Origin of the sequence: Prosthecobacter sp. (assembly GCF_044226605.1) — a bacterium.
Taxonomy (GTDB): domain Bacteria; phylum Verrucomicrobiota; class Verrucomicrobiia; order Verrucomicrobiales; family Verrucomicrobiaceae; genus Prosthecobacter.
Genome location: NZ_JBGAGS010000005.1, coordinates 341,519 through 361,704, shown reverse-complemented (window position 1 = coordinate 361,704; position 20,186 = coordinate 341,519). Strand labels below are relative to the sequence as shown.

At 59.8% G+C, this 20,186-nt stretch carries 16 protein-coding genes; 8 read left to right on the top strand and 8 right to left on the bottom strand.

Features of this window, described 5'->3' with window-relative positions; genetic code table 11:
* The first annotated feature begins 69 nt into the window (after positions 1–69).
* From ACILSO_RS08900 to lepB, 4 genes are all read left to right on the top strand, one after another.
* Positions 70–2,400, top strand: a complete 2,331-nt coding sequence (locus tag ACILSO_RS08900; protein WP_395737035.1) for a hypothetical protein — start codon at positions 70–72, stop codon at positions 2,398–2,400.
* Positions 2,401–2,446: 46 nt separating this feature from the next.
* Positions 2,447–3,580, top strand: a complete 1,134-nt coding sequence (locus tag ACILSO_RS08895) for a histidine decarboxylase (RefSeq protein WP_395737034.1) — start codon at positions 2,447–2,449, stop codon at positions 3,578–3,580.
* On the top strand, positions 3,577–3,981 hold the full coding sequence (locus tag ACILSO_RS08890; protein ID WP_395737033.1) for an ACT domain-containing protein: 405 nt from the start codon (positions 3,577–3,579) through the stop codon (positions 3,979–3,981). Before ACILSO_RS08895 ends, ACILSO_RS08890 begins: the two co-directional genes overlap by 4 nt.
* Positions 3,982–4,052: 71 nt before the next feature.
* A complete protein-coding gene (gene lepB / locus ACILSO_RS08885; RefSeq protein WP_395737032.1) occupies positions 4,053–5,267 on the top strand; it encodes a signal peptidase I in 1,215 nt (404 codons plus the stop codon).
* Positions 5,268–5,271: 4 nt separating this feature from the next.
* Here the strand turns inward: lepB and ACILSO_RS08880 are convergent, their stop codons facing one another.
* From ACILSO_RS08880 to ACILSO_RS08860, 5 genes are all read right to left on the bottom strand, one after another.
* A complete protein-coding gene (locus tag ACILSO_RS08880) occupies positions 5,272–5,784 on the bottom strand; it encodes a hypothetical protein (protein ID WP_395737031.1) in 513 nt (170 codons plus the stop codon).
* Between the two features lie 31 nt (positions 5,785–5,815).
* On the bottom strand, positions 5,816–7,177 hold the full coding sequence (gene accC / locus ACILSO_RS08875; protein WP_395737030.1) for an acetyl-CoA carboxylase biotin carboxylase subunit: 1,362 nt from the start codon (positions 7,175–7,177) through the stop codon (positions 5,816–5,818).
* Between the two features lie 100 nt (positions 7,178–7,277).
* Positions 7,278–7,841: an acetyl-CoA carboxylase biotin carboxyl carrier protein gene (accB, locus tag ACILSO_RS08870; RefSeq protein WP_395737029.1), complete on the bottom strand. Its 564-nt coding sequence runs from the start codon at positions 7,839–7,841 to the stop codon at positions 7,278–7,280.
* Positions 7,842–7,947: 106 nt separating this feature from the next.
* Positions 7,948–8,760 carry a 1,4-dihydroxy-2-naphthoyl-CoA synthase gene (menB, locus tag ACILSO_RS08865; RefSeq protein ID WP_395737028.1) on the bottom strand — a complete coding sequence of 271 codons (813 nt, stop codon included), beginning with the start codon at positions 8,758–8,760 and terminating at the stop codon, positions 7,948–7,950.
* A gap of 144 nt (positions 8,761–8,904) precedes the next feature.
* Positions 8,905–9,819 (bottom strand): PfkB family carbohydrate kinase, encoded by a 915-nt coding sequence (locus ACILSO_RS08860; protein WP_395737027.1) that lies wholly within the window; start codon positions 9,817–9,819, stop codon positions 8,905–8,907.
* Positions 9,820–9,961: 142 nt separating this feature from the next.
* Here ACILSO_RS08860 and ACILSO_RS08855 point away from each other — a divergent pair, with 142 nt between their 5' ends.
* From ACILSO_RS08855 to ACILSO_RS08845, 3 genes are all read left to right on the top strand, one after another.
* Entirely contained in the window at positions 9,962–11,236 is a 1,275-nt protein-coding gene (locus ACILSO_RS08855; protein ID WP_395737026.1) for an OmpA family protein, read from the top strand.
* 6 nt (positions 11,237–11,242) lie between these two features.
* Positions 11,243–12,277, top strand: coding sequence for a hypothetical protein (locus tag ACILSO_RS08850; protein ID WP_395737025.1), 1,035 nt, complete (start codon positions 11,243–11,245; stop codon positions 12,275–12,277).
* 116 nt (positions 12,278–12,393) lie between these two features.
* A complete protein-coding gene (locus ACILSO_RS08845; RefSeq protein WP_395737024.1) occupies positions 12,394–13,764 on the top strand; it encodes a PQQ-binding-like beta-propeller repeat protein in 1,371 nt (456 codons plus the stop codon).
* A 1-nt stretch (position 13,765) separates the two neighbouring features.
* Here ACILSO_RS08845 and ACILSO_RS08840 read toward each other — a convergent pair whose 3' ends face one another.
* Positions 13,766–14,302 carry an SMI1/KNR4 family protein gene (locus ACILSO_RS08840; protein ID WP_395737023.1) on the bottom strand — a complete coding sequence of 179 codons (537 nt, stop codon included), beginning with the start codon at positions 14,300–14,302 and terminating at the stop codon, positions 13,766–13,768.
* A gap of 193 nt (positions 14,303–14,495) precedes the next feature.
* Here ACILSO_RS08840 and ACILSO_RS08835 point away from each other — a divergent pair, with 193 nt between their 5' ends.
* Positions 14,496–15,572, top strand: coding sequence for a L,D-transpeptidase family protein (locus tag ACILSO_RS08835; RefSeq protein ID WP_395737022.1), 1,077 nt, complete (start codon positions 14,496–14,498; stop codon positions 15,570–15,572).
* A gap of 81 nt (positions 15,573–15,653) precedes the next feature.
* Here the strand turns inward: ACILSO_RS08835 and ACILSO_RS08830 are convergent, their stop codons facing one another.
* Positions 15,654–17,381 (bottom strand): HEAT repeat domain-containing protein, encoded by a 1,728-nt coding sequence (locus ACILSO_RS08830; RefSeq protein ID WP_395737021.1) that lies wholly within the window; start codon positions 17,379–17,381, stop codon positions 15,654–15,656.
* Between the two features lie 199 nt (positions 17,382–17,580).
* Positions 17,581–20,124: an ATP-dependent helicase HrpB gene (gene hrpB / locus ACILSO_RS08825; protein WP_395737020.1), complete on the bottom strand. Its 2,544-nt coding sequence runs from the start codon at positions 20,122–20,124 to the stop codon at positions 17,581–17,583.
* Positions 20,125–20,186: the final 62 nt, after the last annotated feature.

The window sequence follows — 20,186 nt, the reverse complement described above, 5'->3', positions numbered from 1 at the left end:
TCGTGAGAAGATCTTAGCGTAACTATGCCGGGGGGCGGGTAACTCAATATTTGGTGCTTTGCTAACCTTATGATCAAGCTGCTAGTCCGGATTGTAGCACTGTGCTTGCTGCTTCCAGCGGAGGGAGCTGCGCTTTCGGGCACCAGGTCAATCGGGCCGACGGGAGATTACAGCAGCATTGGTGTCGCTCTCAGTGCCATCCAGGCCAATGGACTGTCCGGTCCTCTCGTTCTAGAACTTCAGGCCTCCTATGTCAGCACGGTCGAGACTTTCCCGCTTGTTTTCACCAATCTTGGAACTAGCGCGAGCAACACACTAACCCTTCGCCCGCAAATGGGCGCGGTCGGCGTTTCCATTTCCGGGGATGTGAATGCAGGTCTTATCACCCTAAAAGGTGCCAACTACGTCACCATAGATGGTCAGTTCGCCGGCAGCGGTCGTTATCTGACCTTTCGCAACACTAGCGCCGGCACTTCGGCCTGCACCCTGCTTTTCTCCAATGACGCCAGCAGCAACACGGTGAAAAACTGCATCGTGGAAGGAGCCGGAACCAGCGCCTCCCTCGGCGTCATCAGCTTCAGCGCCGCAGTCGTGACTGGGAACAACAACAACCTCATCAACGGCTGTCAGGTGCGCGATCTCAGCACCAGCATCGGCGTGCCCAACCGGCTGATCGGATCCGCCAGCAGCAGCGTCATGAGTTCCGGCAACATCGTCTCCAACAACGAGCTGTTCAATTTCAACCAGCAGGGCATTGCCATCCCCTCCAGTGGCAGCAATGCATGGACCATTTCTGGCAACGGTATCTATGAGGTGAATGCAGCCACCAGTGCCAATACTGGCATCAGCCTCGGGGGCGGGGGCGGCCACATCGTCAGCGGCAATTATATCCACGATCTCCTCACCACGTCCTCTTCGAGCAAAGGTATCAGTTGTTCTGGCACTGGAAGTAGTCTTTCCGCGACGATCAAGTGCAACCGCATCACCGCTTTCAGTGTCAATGCGGCTACGACGACCGTCTATGGCATCTACGCCGTCGCCACAGCCTTTTTAAATCTCGATGTCAGCGTGCAAAACAACCAGGTAATCCTCCGTCCTGCGACCTCGGCAAGTACGACCCTCTATGGTCTCTATTCCAGCGGCACCAGCAACGCCTTCAATTCAATCAGCTTCTTCTACAACAGCGTCGTCATTGGCGGCAGCGAGAGCGGCTCACGCAGTTCTTTCGCAAACCAGTACCTGGGCGACGCTTACCTGTACTCTGTGAACAACAACCTCTTCCTCAATTTCCGCACCGGAGGCACGGGCAGCCACTATGCTTTCGGCATTGTACCCACAAACAAACTCACCATCAGCAATAACGTCTATGCGGGTACCGGGACTGTTGCGGGACAGTTCATGAGTTTCAATGACTTCGATATGGATTTCGGCACTTGGAAAAGTTATCATTTTGATGCCAATTCCCAGGCTGACGTTGCTGGCAGCGGCAATTTCACTCCAGCGATGTTCGTCGACGCCGCTAATGGCGATCTCCATCTCGTCCCCGGCGGCAATCCCCTGGTCAATGCCACGGGCATTCCCGTGGCTGGTGTGATCGATGATTACGATGGCGACTTACGCCCCTCCAGCACGCCCAATGTGGGTTCTGATCAGCAGCCCTTTACAGACGTCTCCGTTTCGACGCGGACGACACTGACCGATGGTGGCAGCGTCGGTTTTGGCGCGGAAAGGGCAGGCGCTGGCAGCTACACGCAGATATTCACCGTGGCCAACTCCGGCAACGTGGACCTTTCCGGTCTCACACTGAGCCTGGACGGCCCCAATGCGGCCGACTACTCCGTCAGCACTTTGAGCGCTGCGAGCATCCCAGCGGGTGGCTCCAGCGCCACTTTCAGCGTGACCTTCGCACCGCAAATCGTCAGAATGAGCAACGCGACCCTTCACCTCTCCAGCAATCAGATTGGAGTCAGGCTCCCTTTCGACATCAATTTGATCGGTGCGGGAATCCTCTCGGTCGGGGACTGGCGGCAGCAGCACTTCGGCACCTCCACCAACAGCGGCGATGGGGCGGACACCGTTGACTACGATCATGACGGACTGCCCAACCTGATCGAGTGGGCCTGTGGCCTGGATCCGACCGCCCCCAGCAACCCGCCCGCCACTGCGCTGCTCAACGGCACAAACCTGGAGTTCACTTACAAGCGCGACCTGAGTGCATTTTCCTCCGGCACGACCTTCACCGTGGAATGGAGCGACACCCTCGGTGCCGCTTGGCAGAGCACCGGTGTCAGCGAAACCGTTTTATCCCTCGACGAACTTGTGCAGCAGGTCAAAGCCACGTTGCCCGCCGGCACGTCGGGGCACCGCTTTGTACACCTCAAGGTGACAGCCCCGCCTTGAGAGAGGCTTGCATCCTTGCAAGGTTTCCAGGAGTATCCTCTTTGCCGTGACTCCTTCCAACCTCAGTCCTGCGGACCGGCAGCGGCTTGACGCCCTGCACGAGCGTCTGCGTGCCGCCAGCACGCGCAATGTCGGCTACCCCACCAATCAGGCGTTCGACTACACCGAGCTTTTCCGCTTCCTCGAGTTCAGCATCAATAACGTCGGCGATCCCTTCCACAGCACCAACTACCGCCTCAACACCATGGAGTTTGAGCGCGAGGTGCTGGCAGACTTCGCCCGATTCACCCAGGCGCCTGCGGACGAATGGTGGGGCTACGTGACCAGTGGCGGGACGGAGGGAAACATGTACGGCCTCTATGTGGCGCGGGAGATCTACCCCGAAGGCATCTGCTACTTCAGCGAAGACACCCACTACAGCGTGGCCAAAGTCCTCCGCCTCCAGCACACGCGCAACATCATGATCAAAAGCCAGCCGGACGGCCAGATGGACTACGCCGACCTGCGCGAGACCCTGCGCATCCACCGCGATGTGCCGCCCATCATCTTTGCCAACATCGGCACCACCATGAAAGGCGCGGTGGATGACCTGGCAAAAATCCGCGAGATCATGGAAGACCTGGCCATAGGCAATGCCTACATCCATGCCGATGCAGCCCTCAGCGGCATGATCCTCCCCTTTGTGGACCAGCCGCAGCCATGGAACTTCGCCCACGGTGCGGACAGCATCTCCATCAGCGGTCACAAGATGCTCGGCTCCCCCGTGCCCTGCGGCGTGGTGCTCGCCCGCAAGGCCAATGTGGACCGCATCGCCCGTTCCATCGAGTACATCGGCGCGCTGGACACCACCATCGCCGGTTCACGCAGCGCCTTTTCTCCGCTCCTTCTGTGGTACCGCCTCCGCACCCTCAGAGAGGCGGGATTGCGGGATATGGTACACAAGTGCCTGGAAAATGCGGAGTACGCCGTGCAGCAGTTGCGCAGCCATGGCATCGAAGCCTGGCGCCATCCGAACTCCATCACCGTCGTATTTCCCAAGCCTCCACCCGCCATGATGGAGCGCTGGATCATCGCCCCGCGCAAAAACATCGGCCACCTCATCGTCATGCAGCACGTCAGCCGCGCCACCATTGACGCCTTTGTCTCCGACTTTGCCGCCTCCCTGAAGTCCTCCCCATGAAACAGCTCACCGTCCTTGTGCCAAACGAGCTTGGCATCGCCGCCCGGCTCACCGCCTGCCTTGCCGAGCGCGGCATCAATATTGAGGAAATCGACGTCGAAAGCGTGGAAGATCATGGCGTGGTGGTGCTCAGCGTGGACCGCTATGACGAGGCGCTCCGGGCGCTCAGCGAGCACGGATTCCGCGCCATCACTCAGGACACCCTTCTCGTTCGCCTGGAGGACCGGCCCGGCGCCCTGGCTGCCGTGGCCATGCGCCTGAAGGACGCCGGACTGGACCTGCGCTCCATGCACATCCTCCGGCGGGATGCATCCAGCACCACGGCCAGCCTCGTTTGTTCGGACAATGCCGCTGCCGCCGAAGTGCTGCGGGACGTGCTGGTGGTGGAGCCCCGGGGTTGAATCAAATCCTGTGGGGGGCCGTTGACAGCACTTGAGCATTGCCCGCCACCTCCTAGTATTCCCGCTCCCCCATGTTTTTCCTGACTCCCCGCTACCTCAAGCACGCCAAACTCCTGCACAAGGGGGTGACCCGCTTCATCAACTACAAGCGCGACATCCTTCCCGCGGCGAAGCTGGAGGAGATCACCGCCTTGCGCTCGAGCCTGGAGGAAGCCATGCGCGCCAAGGATAAAAAACGCCTCAGCGAGCTCAATGAGGAGATCAACAAGGCCTGCGAAAAGGCACTGCCGCACGTCGAGCATTCGGACATCGGCGAAAACGTGGAGGTTTTCTTCGTCGCCATCGTCATCGCCTTCGGCATTCGCAGCTACATTGCGCAGCCATTCAAAATCCCCACCGGCTCCATGCAGCCCACGCTCTACGGACTCGTGGCCAACCACACCGAGAAGGATGTGACCCCCAACATTCTGGCCCAGTGCAGGGACTGGGTGGGTGGAACCAGCTACTACAACGTGGTCGCCAGCCACACCGGCAAGCTGAGAATGGAAGATCCTCTGACCGAGCACAGTTTCCTCGGGTTCTTCGCCCACTGCCGCATGCACTTTGAAGATGGAACTTCCCAGTGGATCTGGGCGCCGATCCGTCAGCTCGCCACGGATGCCGAATTCAACCTGGGTTTCCTGGAACTCGTCGGAGCACAAATCACTGCGGACGGTTCCCGCATCACCCCGGACGCTCAATATGTCCGCTCTCTCTTCGATCTCGGTGGCAAACAGATTACCAAGGGCCAGTTGCTCGCCCGTGGAACGCTGAAAACGGGCGACAACGTCTTGGTGAACAAATTTTCCTACAATTTCCGTCGTCCAGCGCGCGGCGAGGTCTTTGTCTTCACCACAAAAAACATCCGCAGCCCTTACATGAACGTCAAGCCGGAGGAGGGTTCCCAGCATTACATCAAGCGGCTCGTGGGCGTGCCAGGAGACCGGCTGGAGGTGAGATCTCCTGAGCTGTGGGTGAATGGCAAGCCTGCCGAGGAATTCGGCATGAAGCGAGTCGCTGCAAAGCAGGGCGACTACCGGGGCTACCAGGACATGGGCTTTCTTTCCAGAGACAGTGTCCGCGAACTCGCCAACCGCGACGACAAGCGGGAATACTGGGCCATGGGTGACAACAGCTACAACAGCTCAGACAGCCGCTACTGGGGTGCCGTGCCCGAGCGCAACCTCGTCGGCCCGGGCCTGTTCTGCTATTTCCCGCTGGGGCGGAACTGGGGCATCATCTGGTAGCGCATCACTTCTGGGTCATCCGGTAAAACCTGCGGCTCGGCAGGCCGAAGATGAAGTGGTAGCAAAGTTTGAGGTACAATGAAACGAACACTAGAGGAGGAACGATAAGAATGTCCCAGCTCTCAGTAATGCTGACGGGTTGATTCCACTTGGCAGCAAGTGTCCGGAGAGAGTCAGAAGTTACGAAGAAAATAGGGCAGCCGAGCAGCACCAGACACAAGAGTCCTAACACGTAAGTAATGCGATAACGCTTAAAGGCATGGAATGCGGTTAAGACAACAGCCACCCACGTAATCGCGAGGCCAAATCTAAAAGGGTTGTAGTGCGCAGGAAATGCATTGCCTGCTTCTTGGTATGCACGCAGCGTCCTCAAGGCCATGGTCACGGTGATAATCCATATCAAAGCCAGGAGCCACTTGGTCGAAGAGGGGCGTTGAAGGAATGCATCCGGAGCTCTCGGCACCAACACATCGCTCCGCGGTGCCGAATAGGGATTGGGAGGATTCGCAGGTTTCATGAGAGAGGTGCGGAACTCAATCCCGCAGCCCTCACGCCTTCAAACCTTCCTGGCGCAGGAAGCTTTCCACCCAGGTGATGTCGTATTCACCATGCTGGAAGTCGGAGGTGGTCAGGATCTGGCTCTGCAGCGGGATCGTCGTCTTGATGCCCTCCACCGTAAATTCGCCAAGTGCGCGGCGCATCCGGCGGATGGCGATATCGCGCGTGGCACCGGTGACGATGAGCTTGGCGATCATCGAGTCATAATACGGCGGCACCGCGTAACCGGCATAGACGTGGGTGTCCACGCGCACGCCACGGCCGCCGGAGGTGTACCACAGATTGATCTTGCCCGGGCTGGGGGCGAAATTGCGGGCCGGATCTTCGGCGTTGATGCGGCACTCGATGGCGTGCCCACGAGGCTGGGCGTCCACCACGTGCTCGCTCAGCGGCAGGCCGGCGGCGATGCGGATCTGCTCCTTGATCAGGTCGCAGCCATAAACTTCTTCCGTGATGGGATGCTCCACCTGGATACGGGTGTTCATCTCCATGAAGTAGAAGTTCTCGCACTTGTTATCGACGAGGAACTCGATGGTGCCGCAGTTCTCGTAGCCGATCTCTTTGCAGAGCTTCACTGTCGCGTCGCCCATGCGCTTGCGCATTTCAGCGGAAATTTTTGGGGAAGGGCACTCTTCGATGATCTTCTGATTGCGGCGCTGCATGGAGCAGTCGCGCTCGCCCAGATGAACCACGTTTCCATGAGAGTCGGCAACGACCTGAAATTCAATGTGGTGCGGCTTTTCCACCAGCTTTTCCATATACATGGAGCCGTCTCCAAAGCATTTCATGGCTTCCAAAGACGCCGCTTGGAAGCTGGAGCCCAGCGTGGCTTCATTGAGCACCGGGCGCATGCCACGGCCGCCGCCGCCAGCGCTGGCCTTGACCATCACTGGGTAGCCGATTTTGCGCGCCCACTCGAGCGCCTCCTCCTCCGTGTGGATGATGCCGTCGGAGCCGGGTGTGATCGGCATGCCTGCTTTGAGCGCGGTTTCACGCGCCACGTTTTTGTCCCCCATCATGCTGATGACGCGGGCGGATGGGCCGATGAACTTGATTTTGCACTGGTCGCAGACTTCGGCGAACTCCGCTTTTTCGGAGAGGAAGCCGTAGCCGGGGTGGATCGCGTCCACATTCGCAATTTCCGCCGCACTGATGATGCGGCTCATTTTCAGGTAGCTCTCGGTGCTGGGGCCGGGTCCGATGCAGATGGCTTCATCGGCAAGGTGGACATGCATGGAATCCACATCGGCTTCCGAATAGACCGCGACGGTTTTGACGTCGAGTTCTTTGCAGGCACGAATGACGCGGAGTGCGATTTCACCACGATTGGCAACGAGGACTTTTTTGAACATGAGAGGCGCGGAAGGTGGGGGAGGGGCTGCCTGGTTTGATGCCCCGGCTGGCCGCATTGGGCGGGGCCGGGCATCAGGAAAGGGCAGGGTGGTTGGCGGATCAGGCTTTCAACTCGAACAAAGGCTGGCCGTATTGGACGGGCTTGCCGTCTTCCACCAGGACGCGGGCGATGGTGCCGCGCATTTCCGCCTTGATTTCATTCATGACTTTCATGGCCTCGATGATGCAGACGTTGGAGTTTTCGTCCACGCTGTCGCCGATGTTCACCATGGGCTTCTCCCCCGGAGCGGTGCTCCGGTAGAAGGTTCCCACCATGGGGGAATTGATCGTCGGGCCCATGGCCGCAGAGGCGGCGGCAGGGGCTGCGACACTGGCTGCAGGAGCGGGGGCTGGGGCGGCTGCGACAGCAGCCACCGGGGCAGGAGCGGCGGCGTAGGCCACAGGCGCTCCGGAGGTCACGGGCATGCTTTGAAGGAGTTCCTTCACGGTTTCCAAGTCAGAACCCCTGCGGAGTTCGAGTTTGGCACCGGGTTGCTCGCTATGGAAATAGGTCAGATTGTTCTCAGCCATCAGTCCGACGATTTCGCGGATCTGTTTGAGGTCGTAGGCTGAGGACGAAGGGGCTGCAGGGGCAGCTGGTTTTGTGGTGGTACGTTTGGCCATGTCGGGGAGAGTGTGTCAACGAACGGGGGACGATCATACAAACTCAGCCAGATGTGGCAACCATAAAGGCATCCTTGACTTTTAAGTTCGAATCTTTCCCCAACTTTCAAGGAACTCGCGGAAATTTGGAAAAATCGGGTTTCCTCTTCTCCACGTAGGCGTTTTTGCCCTCCTTGGCCTCCTCGCTCATGTAATAGAGCAGGGTCGCATTTCCGGCGAGGTCGAGCAGGCCCATCTGGCCGTCGCAGTCTGCATTCAGGGCCGATTTGAGGCAGCGCAGGGCCAGCGGCGAGTGCTGCAGCATCTCCCGGCACCACTTGAGGGTTTCTTCTTCAAGCTGTTCCAGCGGCACCACGGTGTTCACCAGCCCCATTTCCAGAGCCTGCTTGGCGTCATACTGGCGGCAGAGGTACCAGATTTCCCGCGCCTTTTTCTGTCCCACAATGCGGGCCAGGTAGCTGGAGCCGAGGCCGCCGTCAAAGCTGCCGACCTTGGGGCCGGTCTGGCCAAAACGCGCGTTTTCCGCCGCGATCGTCAGGTCGCACACCACATGCAGCACGTGGCCGCCACCGATGGCGTAGCCTGCCACCATGGCCACCACCGGCTTTGGCAGGGTGCGGATCTTGCGCTGCACATCCAGGATGTTCAGGCGCGGCACTCCGTCATCGCCTATGTAGCCGGCGTCTCCGCGCACCTTCTGGTCCCCGCCGGAGCAGAAGGCCAGGGGGCCCTCCCCGCACAGGATGATGACCCCCACGCTGCGGTCTTCATGCACGATCTCCAGTGCCTCCAGCATCTCCTTCACCGTCAGCGGGCGGAAGGCGTTCCGCACCTTTGGACGGTTGATGGTGATCTTGGCGATGCCGTCGCTGGTTTTTTCCAGCTTGATGTCCTTGAAGGTCTTGATGGGGGTCCACATGGGGAAGGGGAGGGGGGAAGTTTGCGGTTGTTGGCAGTCGTTGGCGATGGTTTGCAGTGGTTGGCCGAGCCATCAGAACGAGGCATCTAGGGTGGTTTGGAAACAATCGCAAACCACCGCAAACAACTGCCAACCATGGCAAACTCAAGCGAAGCTTGTAAAGCTGCGCAGCTCCGCAATACGCGCGGCGATGTCCGCCTTCGTCACCGTCTGCAGCTTGTGCGTGCTGAAAGCCTCGCAGGTGTAGCTGGCGGTCACGCTGCCGTGGACGACGGCGGTTTTGAGGTCTTCAAAAGTGGGCTTGGTCTTGCCGTTCGCCGCCAGCCAGCCGGACAGGCCGCCGAGGAAGGAGTCTCCGGCGCCTGTGGGGTCAAACACGCTGTGCAGCGGATAGGCGGAGCAGGCGAAGAATTCTTCAGGCTTCTCACCAAACAGGAAGCTGCCGTGCTCCCCACGCTTGACGATGACGAAGCGCGGCCCCTTGGCCTGCAGCTTGCGCCCGGCGTCCACGAGGTTGGTCGTGCCGGCAAACTCCTTGGCTTCGCCGTCATTGATGACGAGCAGGTCGATGCGCTTGAGTACTTCGTGCAGGCGTTCGTTGGCGATGTTGATCCAGAGATCCATGGTGTCTGCGGTCACGAAATCTGCCTGCACCTGGTCGAGCATCTGCATCTGGTTGTCCGGGCTCATGTTGGCGGCCACGGCCACCTTGGCTGCCTTGGCGGCGGCGGGGAGCTTGGGCTGCCACTGCTCCAGCACATTGATGCCCACCTTGTGCGTGGTGCGGTTGTTCATGTCCTCGTGGTATTCGCCAGTCCAGGTGAAAGATTCTCCGGAGCTGTGCTCCAGGCCGTCAAGCGTGATGCCACGTGCGGCCAGCATGTCGAGATGCGGCTTGGGGAAATCATGTCCGATCACGCCCACGAGGTGGATGGGCTGGCAGAAAATGCTGGCGGCCAGCGCCGCGTAGCTGGCGGAACCTCCGAGCAGGTTTTCCTGCGAATCTTGCGGGGTTTTGACGTTGTCGAGGGCGACGGTTCCGGCGATGACGACTGACATGGGCGTGTGGTTTTGGTTAGGTAAGGTGTAACAGTTAGTTCTTTACTCGCAGGCGGTGTACTTTAACGGTACGCCGCCAGCGGGGGCCGCGGATTATCGGTTCCGGCTCCGTTGTGTCAATTGCCACTCCGCACACTCTTTCATGCGTCTCCGCCTCTGCCTTTTCATGCTGATCCTCCTGCCTGTGGCGGCAGGTGTGCATGCCTGGCTGTTCTGCAATGACAATCTCCGCCCGCTGACCGATGAGGCCATGACGCGCCTGAAGGCGGCCGGGGTGCGCAATCCCGTGGTCAGCATACGCTTTTTTGACATGGCGGTCAGCGGGGAGGCGCCGGACCCGCCTGCACGGCAGCGGGCGCTCGACTCCCTGCGCACCCTTGGCCCCCTCCGCATGCTGCCAGATGCAGAACGCATTCACGTGCTGGCCAGCCTGGGTGCCAGGCAGGATGGGAACACCCTGCGGCTCAGCGGCTGGTTTCCGGAAGGCGATGAAGTCCGCAACGTCCGAGGCCTCCTGTCCGAACTGCGCCCCGATTTGGTGATCGATACGGCAGACCTCCACACGGCCGGTCTCGTGCGCTGGCCGGAGGGTGCCAAGCCTCCCCTGTCTGCCGGCAGCGCCTTTCTCAAGCCGATCATCGACACTCTGCGCGTTCCGGCCGAGCTGCACATTCGTGCAAAGGCAGATGCCATCGTGCTCACGGGCCTGCTTCCAGACACCAAGCTGAAAGGGGAGCTGGTGGCCGCCCTGGCTGAAGTCGCCGGTGCGCGGGTGGTGGATCCCGCCGCGCTCAAGGCCAGTCCGCACGTTTTTCCTGCCGCGTTTGCCAAGCCGGAGCTGCTGGCTGCGTTTGTACGCAGCTTTTTCAGTGTGCCGCCACCCCGCTCGTTTGACATTCAGAGCGACGGTATTCCCCATCTCAAAGGAGTCGCCACGCGGCAGATGGAAAGCTCCTGGCTCGCGCTGCTGCGGCCTGTGACGGGGGCGGCGAAGGTGGATGCCCAGTTCACTTTGGTGCCATCCCTCTACCACTTCCCTGAATATCAAATCCAGTCCAGGCTGCCGCCCGAAACCATCAAGACCTTGCGTGAGGAATTGCGTGGTGTGGTGATCGTCTTTGATGCCGGCTCAGCACAGATCCCCCCTCTCGAGCAGACGAAACTCGCCACGCTGGCGCCCACGCTGCTCGCCGCAGGGCCCTCGCTGGGATTGGTGATTGGCGCACATCCGGACCCAGCCGGTCCGGAGGTGGTTGAAAAAAACATTGGCAAGGCTCGTGCCGATGCGGTGCATTCCTTCCTGGTGGAGCAGGGCGTGCCCGCAGCTGACATCAGCGCCGTGGTGTTTGATTCGGTGCCTGCAGGTTCACCCTCCGCTCCTGCCAGCCCACGCAGCGTCGAACTCCTCATCAAATAGCCGCTCATGAAATTCGATTTCGAGTCCCTTTCCTCCGAGCCGCTGGTCTACATGCTCATGCACAGTTTTGCTTTTGTCTGTGTGCTGGGATTCATTTTCTTCGTGGTGGGCATGCTCTTTGGCTACGCCACCTGGGGGCGTTACAAGCGGCAGACACGTGAACTGCGTGCCGAGGCGGCCGCCATGAAGGAGGAAATCGCGGTTTTGAAGCGCAAGATCGGGGATCATTCCATCAAAGCTGGAGCGGCCCTGGCCATGGCCACCGAGACCATTCACATGCCGAAAAAGGAGAGCGCGAACTCGACTGGGGACGCTCCTGCTTTCACCGAGGAATCCATTACCACACAGGAGGTTCTCCCGCCGCCAGTTGTGCCGGCTCTGCAAAGCCCCGCCAAAGATGAACTTCCCAAGGCTCCCGCCAATATCATCAAAGTGAGGTCGGCAAGCGCTGCCGCCGCCATGCCTCCAGAAATCATTGCGAAAACGGATGATAAGGAGATGGACTCGACGCCCGACCAAGCTCTGGAAGCGCCCTCAGCCGAGCCTGGGGACGAACCGCCGCTCGTTTCTTCGGCAGATCTTCCCCACGAGACAGCGCGTCACGGCTCTCCCCTGTCCGCCATCATTTCTCCGCCGCCGCACAAAGAAGGGGAAGAAGAAGCTGCGCCCGGAGACGAGGCTCCTTCCTCTTCGGATGAAAAGCACCCTTCTCCTGCCGATGAGACCCTTCCGACCGTCATTGAACTTTCGGTGCCTCCTCTGCCAGCGCTGGATTTTCATCCGGAGCTCGATCCCAAACTGGGGTTGATCTACAAATCCAGGCCCGAACAAATCGACGATCTCACCGAGCTCAAAGGCGTCTCGCAGGTTCTGCAGCAGCGGCTTCACGAGCTCGGCATCTACACCTTTGCCCAGATCGCCGCGTGGGATGATGATCTCGTCAAGGAGTTCTCCGCCCGCCTCGCCTTCAAAGACCGCATTCAGCGCGAGCATTGGGTGGAGCAGGCCGCGCAGCTCGCTGCAAAGCCCGTCGCAGTCTAAAGCTCCCGATTTATTCAGCGTGAAGTGGTCCGCACTCTCCGAGTGCGGCGTCTAGAAATCACCACGTGCGCGCATGCACGCGCAACCACCGCCGAATCCCAAGGTTACACGCCCTCATGATCACGCGCTTTTCCTTGCTGCTTCTGCTGTCCTCCACCTTTACCGCCAGCGCCGCCGACTGGCCGCGCTTCCGCGGGCCCAACGGCAGCGGCATTGCTCCGGATGACAAACCCGTGCCGGTGGAATGGAGTGCCACCAAAAACCTCAAGTGGCAGACCGCTCTTCCCGGCCCCGGTTCCTCCAGCCCCATTGTCGTGGGGGACCGTGTTTTCGTCACCTGCTGGAGCGGCTACGCCACCGAAGGCCAGCAGTCCTCCGGCGACATCTCCGCGCTGGCCCGCCACCTCATCTGCATCGATCGCACCAACGGCAAAATCCTCTGGGACCGCGCCGTGCCCGCCAAGCAGCCTGAAGAGCGCTATGGCGGCATGTTTGCCCAGAACGGCTACGCCAGCCACACCCCCGTCTCCGATGGTAAAAGCGTCTTCGCCTTCTTTGGCAAATCAGGCGTGCATGCCTTCGACATGGAGGGCAAGCCCCTCTGGCAGGCCGAAGTGGGTGACTGGGACGACCGCCGGGGCTGGGGCAGCGCCTCCAGTCCGGTGCTGAATGGCGATGTCCTCATCGTGCCTGCCCTCGTGGAAAGCCAGGCCCTGTATGGCTTCGACAAAAACACCGGCAAGCAGCTCTGGAAAGCGCCCTCCGAAGGCTTCGCCGGCACCTGGGGCACACCCATTGTCGTGCAGGTGGACGACCACGCCGATCTCGCCATCGCCGTGCCCGGAGAGATCTGGGCCTTCAATCCCGACACCGGCAAGCTGCGCTGGTATGCGCAGGGCCTGCAAAGCGACTCCGTCTGCAACAGCGTCGTCACCGATGGCAAGGCCATCTTTGCCATGGGCGAACGCGGCGGCGGCTCCATCGCCGTCAAAGCTGGCGGCAAAGGCGATGTCAGCGCCACCAACACCCTCTGGACCGGGTCCAACGGTTCCCGTATCTCCACCCCCATCCTCTGGGAAGACCGCCTCTACTGGATCAGCGGCTCCATCGCCACCTGCCGCGATGCCAAAACCGGCACCGAGATCTACACTGAACGCATCGAGTCCACCGGCGGTGCTGCTGCCGCTCCGCAAGGCGGCAACCAAGGCTTCGGCGGCGGTGGCAATCAAGGCTTCGGTGGTGGCCGCAGAGGAGGTGGTGGAGGCATGGGCGGCGGGGACTACGCCTCGCCCGTCGCTGCCAATGGCCACCTCTACCACGTCGGGCGCCGAGGCGAAGTACTCGTCATCAAACTCGGCCCCAAATTCGAACTCATCTCCCGCAACAAAATCGAAGGCGACACCTCCGACCACAGCGCCACCCCCGCCATCAGCAACGGCCAGCTTTTCCTCCGCTCCGCCAAGACTCTGTATTGCATCGGGGAGTAGGCTATTCGTACTCGCGCTTCACACGAAACATTTGGGAGAAACAATCGGCCACTTTGTGGAGGTTGTCCTCATAGGTTAAGCTGCCTTCAGCCTCATCCGACCACGCAAAGCACGAGTAAATGACTCCAAAGTCTGCGCCATTGAGCGATATCAAGAACAGTCCCATGGCTCCATCCCGGCCGATCGGAAGCAGGTTCTCTTTTCCCGGTGGCTGCGGCCAGTGAAGTGTGGACAGCAGGGAGGCCTCCATTTCATTGGTTTGCATTGAGAACAGCATTCCAAATTCGTGAGACACTCCATTGGGAATGCCTCCGTTGTAAGCACGCAGATACGCTTCAAAGCTTTCAGGCAGAGCAGTCTTCGCTTTTAGTTTAAACTGTTCGTAGGCTTGTTCGTCAAAGGCTCCGAATATGTTTTTGCATTCCATGTCCTCTTCAAAAGTCTTTAAAAACTCGCGAAAGCGGACCGTCTTCTCGTTGTCAACTTGCTTGGGAGTAGGATCCTTGAATCCGATAAGTTTGGAGAGCCAGCTTTTCATGGTCTTTGAATTTCGTTACTTTGTAAGCGATCATATCTGAACGCGACATGCTAAATTTGGAAGCTATTCGTCTCTTGCCGATAGGATCGTTCTTTTGTTAAAACAGTCGTCGGATGAATTTGCTGCCATTGAAAACTCCTCACCTTTCGCTCAGTCGCGAGAAATGCAGAAGTGAGATGCTGGAAAGCTGCGGATGAGCCGGTTCCTCTTTCTCTGCCTCTTCCTGACCTGCTCTCTCCCAGCGCAGGATCTCTCGGCCTTCCTCGCTCCCGATCTCGCCGAAGGCTTCGACTTCCCCGTCGGCGGACCCGACGGCACAGCAGGCTACACCGACCTCGCCACCAAACGCCGGTACAAATCCTGGAAAACAGAGACGCAAGTCATCGACGCACTCAGTCTCGAAGCCCAGGAAACCTCGAACGGCAGCGGCGGCGCTGACACCGACGCCAACCAACCCGTGCATGCCATGGCCGCAGGCACCGTCACCGAAGTCAAAGACGGCGAAGTGTGGCTGGAGCACCACTATCTCGAAAACGGCCAGCCTCAGCACCTCCTCACCGGCTACACCGGCATCCACGCCTGCACCCTCAAGCCCGGCGACCCGGTAAAACGCCGCCAGCCCATCGCTAAAATCGCGCCCGGTTCACACGACGCCCCCGCCCATCTCACCCTCACCCTGCGCCATCTCCTCTACGCCGAAGCCGCCACCTGGCCCACCAGCGTCTCTTCCTTCATTCGCAGCCATCGCCACCTGCTCGTGCCCGCCAAAGAGGAGCGCGTCATCATCGCCATCAAACACGCCTACCAGCTCCACGTCTGCGAAAAAGGACAGGCAAAACTCACCCTCCCCATGGCCCTGGGCCAGGACGGCAGGCGGCGAAAAACCACCGATGGCGACAACCGCACGCCCGTGGGCGAATACCGCATCACCCAAAAATCCAAAGGCCCCTTCGACGGCACCTACGGCGCTTACCTCGGCGCCGCCTGGCTTCGCCTGAACTACCCCAACGCCTACGATGCCCGCACCGCCCTCAGCGAAAAGCGCATCACCCAGAAGCAGCACGACCACATCACCACCGCCGCGCACCACGGCTCCATGGCCCCCCGCGGCACCCCGCTTGGCGACGGCATCGGCATCCACGGCTGGATCTCCGACTGGCCCGACGGCCCCCACCACCTCACCTGGGGCTGCCTCAGCCTCCGCAAAGCCGACCTCCTCCAACTCCACGACCTCGTCAGCAAAGGCACACGCGTTTTGATTGTGCCATAAGCGGATGAGTTTCCTGGAGCTATGTAACGTAAAATCGTTGGCAGGATTGTTTGCAGACGAAAATACGCCAAGGCATGGCTCTCAGTTCTCCGCCTTAAGCTCGTTCATCTTCAATCCCACTCCGAGCCATTCTGGCATGTATAAAATGCTGTCCAGTGCAGCCAGGGCACCTGCGCTGAGCGTTTTCTCATGTTCATTAAGAAGTGCTTCCAAATCCTCCCGTGTAAGCAGTGGCATCAATGATATCACGGCATCCCTGGAGGCTACATTATCCTTTGAATGGATTAGCTGGAGAAGAAGTGGCTTTTTTTCTGAAGGGGCAAAACTGGCGATGCCTTTTAGAGCTTCCCTGCACACAGAAGTGTCTTCCTCTTGGGCAAGTTCGAGCAGCAATGGCAGATCCTCCTTCTGTTGGAAGCTGGCGATGGGGCTGGCAACCTCCGAGCGCACATACCAAGCTTCATCCCTGGCTGCTTCGCGCAGCAGCGGCAGAGCTAGATGATGAGGGAAGCTCCCGATGGCCTTTGCCGCCTCACTGCGTACATCATCATTCCTGTCTTTCAGAAGGTCCTTCAGGCGAGGCAGATCCTGCGCTTGCCGGAAGCCGGCAACAGCCTGTATGGCTTCTTTACGCACATGTTCGTTCTCACTCTTGGTGAGTTCGCGTAGCAGCGGCAGATCCTGCTGTTTTTTGAAGTTTCCGATCGCCTTCACGGCTGCGCGGCTCACATCACTGTGTCCGTCTTTTGCAAGGTCGCGCATCAGAGGCAGGTCCTGCTCCTGCAGGAAGCCTGCGATGGCCATCACGGCTTCGGATCGGGAATGACAATCTTTGTCTTTGGTAAGATCACGCAGCAGAGGCAGGGACCGCTCTTTCTGAGATGATGCGATGGCTTTGATGGCTATGCCGCTCAGACTATAGTCATTTTCGTCGATAAGCTCGCGCATCAGGGTGGCGTCCTCCTCCTGCTGAAAGCTGGCGATGGCGGGTACGATCTTCATACGCCCAAGCCAGTCCTCTGCTTTGACGAGCTCGCGCAGCAGGGGCAATGCTTGCTCTTGCGGAAGGCTTGCAATGCATCTCACGGCATCGCTGCGGGTGTACGGATCTTGGGCTTTGGCAAACTCACGCAGCAGCGGCAGGTCTTGCTCTTGCTGAAAGGCGGCGATGGCCTTCATGGCGTCCCTCCGCGCATACTCGTCTCCTTCTTTGGCAATCTCACGCAGCAGAGGCAGGGCCTGCTCCTGCGACAGGGTGGCGATGGTTTTCACAGATTCCATGCACACTCCATAATCTTGATCTCTGCCAAGCTCGTGCAGCAAAAGAACTTGCCGCTCCTCTTTGGAAGCTCTTAGCCACGCGGCACAAAGCTGCCGGACAGGCGGTGCAGGATGACAGGATAGTTCTCTCCATTTCACATCGAGACTTTCGGCTGGGAAGGCGTCAGCCCACTCGGCTGGAGTTACAAGCGTTCGCCGGTCGTCGTGCGTCCATTGCTCCACTTCAACAATAAGCTTCAACCAATCCGATAGGCTGAGCTTCGACAGCCAGAAGGCAAAGGGCACATGCGAATTCGTTGCCCTGCTGGGGCGGCCAATAGAGTCGGTCGAGAGTGCGTTCAGTGCGCTGGCTAGTATAAGGGCCAGTTCTTGAAATGATGGACGGATGAGACGGCGGTGCCGGTACAGGTAAACCAGTTCGGACGCGGGGAATGGCGCAAGAACGACTTCAAAAACAGGAATTTTGGCCGCCAGAAAATCTCGGGCCTGATTGGCTTCACGATCACCCTTTTCCAGCTCGGTTTTCATGCCATTATTGGGATGGTGGTTCTGATTCGCCTGTTGGAGAGTGTCCGCAGCGCTGCAGCAGGGACCGTGACTTTTTCTCCGTGAGAGAGGTTTCTACAATCACGACAGCAGCTGATGAAGACAGAAGGCATGGGGTCTTGGTAACCAATAGGGCTGGCAAGTGGCTGCTCTGCAAGTTTTAGCAGGAATTGCCATCCGCTCACCGCCACTCATGCTTCGGATACCTCCCCCGCAGCTGCGCCTTCACCGCCGGGTATCCCTCGCGCCAAAACCTCCCAATATCTCCCGTCGTCTGGATCGGCCTCTGCGCCGGTGATAGCAGATGCACCGTCACGCTGATGCGACCTGCGGCCACCTTGGGGTTTTCGTTGATGTCATACATCTGCTGCAGCACAACGCTCACGCTTGGGGGCTGCTTCTCATCATAAACAATTCGCGCCGTCTTGCCGTTCTTCAGCGCGTAACGTTCGGGCGCATACTTGTCCAGCATCTCGCGCTGCGAGTGGCTCAGCCACTGGTGCAGGGCAGGGAAGATGTCTTTGTCCTTAAGCTGACGGTACGCGATGGCACCGGTGCAGACCTGTTCGATGATCAAATGTCGGTCCTCCTCGCCGATGGCGGGGATCTCGAGGTCGGGCATCCATTTGGAAAGGCAGTTCACGCGGGTGATCCACTGCTCCACTTTCTCGTTCCAGTTGGTGAGCTGCAGCCGCCCTGCGATTACTTCGGCTGCGAGCAAACTCGCCGCCGTCGATTCATCCGGCTCGCCGCGTTCGCGGCTGCTGAGCACGAGGCTGCGGAAGCGCACCTCCTCCAGATTCATCACGCGGCGGTTCACCGCATCATAATTGGCACGGTTGCCAGTGGTGAAGTCCTCTGGAAACAATTCCCGCAGCCACTCCTCCTCAATGCGCGTGCAGTTGTTCAGCTGCACCGTCAGCGCCTTGCCCTGTACCTCCACAATCTCCGAAGCGACAATGAGGCGCGGCGGCCGGATGTGCGCATCCTTCCCCAGATGCCCGCTGTAGCCACCCGCGAGGCGGTAGATGCGGCTCCCCGTGCTGGTCTCCACTCCGAGATGATCGCTAAATGCCGCGAGCAAGGTTTTCGCGAGCGCCACCGGATCAGCCACTTCATCATTGATCGGCAGCCCCGAGCGTTTCGCCAGTTGCAAGAACTGGTCCGCACTGCGCGCTGCTTCGCGCGAGGCATTGGCGTGGATGCCGTAGCGCGCGCACTCGTCGGCATTGAAGCTCAGCGCATCCGCCCGCGCAAAGGCGCGCAGGATCGCTTGGAACTCGGTGATGTCGTCATGCTCCCACAGGTCCTCGTTTTTGTGCGAGGCATTGTTTTTCCCCACCAGCAAAATATCTCGTCCCTGCGAAGCCGCCGCGCACAGCGTGGCCTCGCGCAAACATCCAAACTGCGCAGCCGCCAGCAGCATGCGTGAGAAGCGCGGATGCAGCGGAAACCGGCTCATCTGTTTTCCCAGCGTCGTGATACGCCCTTCGTGATCGATCGCGCCCAGATCATGCAGCAGATTCTCCGCACGAGCCGCTGATGCAGGCGTCGGAGCTTCAAACCAGTCAAACGGCTCACGTGAAAGCACCCGCAGCGCCAGGAATGCCTCGCTCAAATCCAGCCGCTGCACCTCAGGCAGTTCACTCTCAGGTCGCAGCAGGTGCTCGCGCTGTGTCCACAGACGTATGGCAATTCCCGGCCCAAGACGCCCCGCGCGTCCCGCACGCTGCTCGGCGGAGGCGCGGCTGATCTTCTGCACCGTCAGCGTGTTGATGCCACGGCGCGGATCATACGACGCCGTTCGCGCCAGCCCGCCATCCACCACCGCGCGTACCCCTTCAATCGTGAGCGAAGTTTCAGCCACGTTCGTACTCACGATGATCTTCGGCTGCTCGCCCGGCGTCACCGCGGCATCCTGATCCTGCGGCGTCAGCTCGCCATGCAACGGTACCACCCGCCGACCCCGCGCAAAGCTGCGCCCTTGGATTGCCGCGATGGTCTTGCGGATCTCATGCCCCCCCGGCATGAAGACCAGCATGTCTCCGCTGAATCCCGGAGAATTCGCCAGATCTTCACACGCACGCGCCGCCTGGTCCCAGATCGGCTCCGGATACCCGGTCTTGAGCTGCAGCGGCGCCTGATAATGCACCTCCACCGGAAACGTGCGCCCTGCCGACTCCAGCAGCTTCGAAGGCTGCATGAAGTCCACCAGCGGCCCCGGCACCAGCGTGGCAGACATCACCACGATCTTCAAATCCGGCCGCCGCGTGCGCTGAAGCTGCCGCGCAAAAGCCAGCACCAAATCACCATCCAGATGCCGCTCATGAAATTCATCGATCACAATGCAGCCCACGCGCTCGAGCTGCGGATCCTCCAGCATCTGCCGCAGCATCACCCCTTCCGTCACATAGCTCAGCCGCGTCTCCTTGCTGGTGATGTTTTCAAACCGCACCTGATAGCCCACCTCGCCACCCAGCCGTGCATTACGCTCCCTCGCCACACGCTGCGCCAGCATGCGCGCCGCGATGCGTCTTGGCTGCAGCACGATGCAGCGCTTGCCTTCAGGCAGCAGCCCGGAGTCCAGCACAAACTGCGGGATCTGCGTGGACTTGCCTGACCCCGTCGGCGCTTTGATCAAAAGATTCGGCAGCGCCGGATCCAAGAGAGCGGCGGTGAAGGACTGGCGGAGTTCAAAGATGGGAAGCGTGGCTGGGCTGGACATGGACACCAAGGGTGTGCCCCATCTTGCCCCTGAAATATAGCGATTTTCCAAACCGATTTCGT

What these genes read in the sequence shown, in the direction of transcription:
- ACILSO_RS08900 (WP_395737035.1), top strand. Translation starts at nt 70, where the DNA reads ATGATCAAGCTGCTAGTCCGGATTGTAGCACTGTGCTTGCTGCTTCCA.
- ACILSO_RS08850 (WP_395737025.1), top strand. Translation starts at nt 11,243, where the DNA reads ATGAAATTCGATTTCGAGTCCCTTTCCTCCGAGCCGCTGGTCTACATG.
- ACILSO_RS08890 (WP_395737033.1), top strand. Translation starts at nt 3,577, where the DNA reads ATGAAACAGCTCACCGTCCTTGTGCCAAACGAGCTTGGCATCGCCGCC.
- lepB (WP_395737032.1), top strand. Translation starts at nt 4,053, where the DNA reads ATGTTTTTCCTGACTCCCCGCTACCTCAAGCACGCCAAACTCCTGCAC.
- ACILSO_RS08880 (WP_395737031.1), bottom strand. Translation starts at nt 5,784, where the DNA reads ATGAAACCTGCGAATCCTCCCAATCCCTATTCGGCACCGCGGAGCGAT.
- ACILSO_RS08835 (WP_395737022.1), top strand. Translation starts at nt 14,496, where the DNA reads ATGAGCCGGTTCCTCTTTCTCTGCCTCTTCCTGACCTGCTCTCTCCCA.
- ACILSO_RS08860 (WP_395737027.1), bottom strand. Translation starts at nt 9,819, where the DNA reads ATGTCAGTCGTCATCGCCGGAACCGTCGCCCTCGACAACGTCAAAACC.
- ACILSO_RS08840 (WP_395737023.1), bottom strand. Translation starts at nt 14,302, where the DNA reads ATGAAAAGCTGGCTCTCCAAACTTATCGGATTCAAGGATCCTACTCCC.
- ACILSO_RS08845 (WP_395737024.1), top strand. Translation starts at nt 12,394, where the DNA reads ATGATCACGCGCTTTTCCTTGCTGCTTCTGCTGTCCTCCACCTTTACC.
- hrpB (WP_395737020.1), bottom strand. Translation starts at nt 20,124, where the DNA reads ATGTCCAGCCCAGCCACGCTTCCCATCTTTGAACTCCGCCAGTCCTTC.
- accB (WP_395737029.1), bottom strand. Translation starts at nt 7,841, where the DNA reads ATGGCCAAACGTACCACCACAAAACCAGCTGCCCCTGCAGCCCCTTCG.
- menB (WP_395737028.1), bottom strand. Translation starts at nt 8,760, where the DNA reads ATGTGGACCCCCATCAAGACCTTCAAGGACATCAAGCTGGAAAAAACC.
- ACILSO_RS08830 (WP_395737021.1), bottom strand. Translation starts at nt 17,381, where the DNA reads ATGAAAACCGAGCTGGAAAAGGGTGATCGTGAAGCCAATCAGGCCCGA.
- ACILSO_RS08855 (WP_395737026.1), top strand. Translation starts at nt 9,962, where the DNA reads ATGCGTCTCCGCCTCTGCCTTTTCATGCTGATCCTCCTGCCTGTGGCG.
- accC (WP_395737030.1), bottom strand. Translation starts at nt 7,177, where the DNA reads ATGTTCAAAAAAGTCCTCGTTGCCAATCGTGGTGAAATCGCACTCCGC.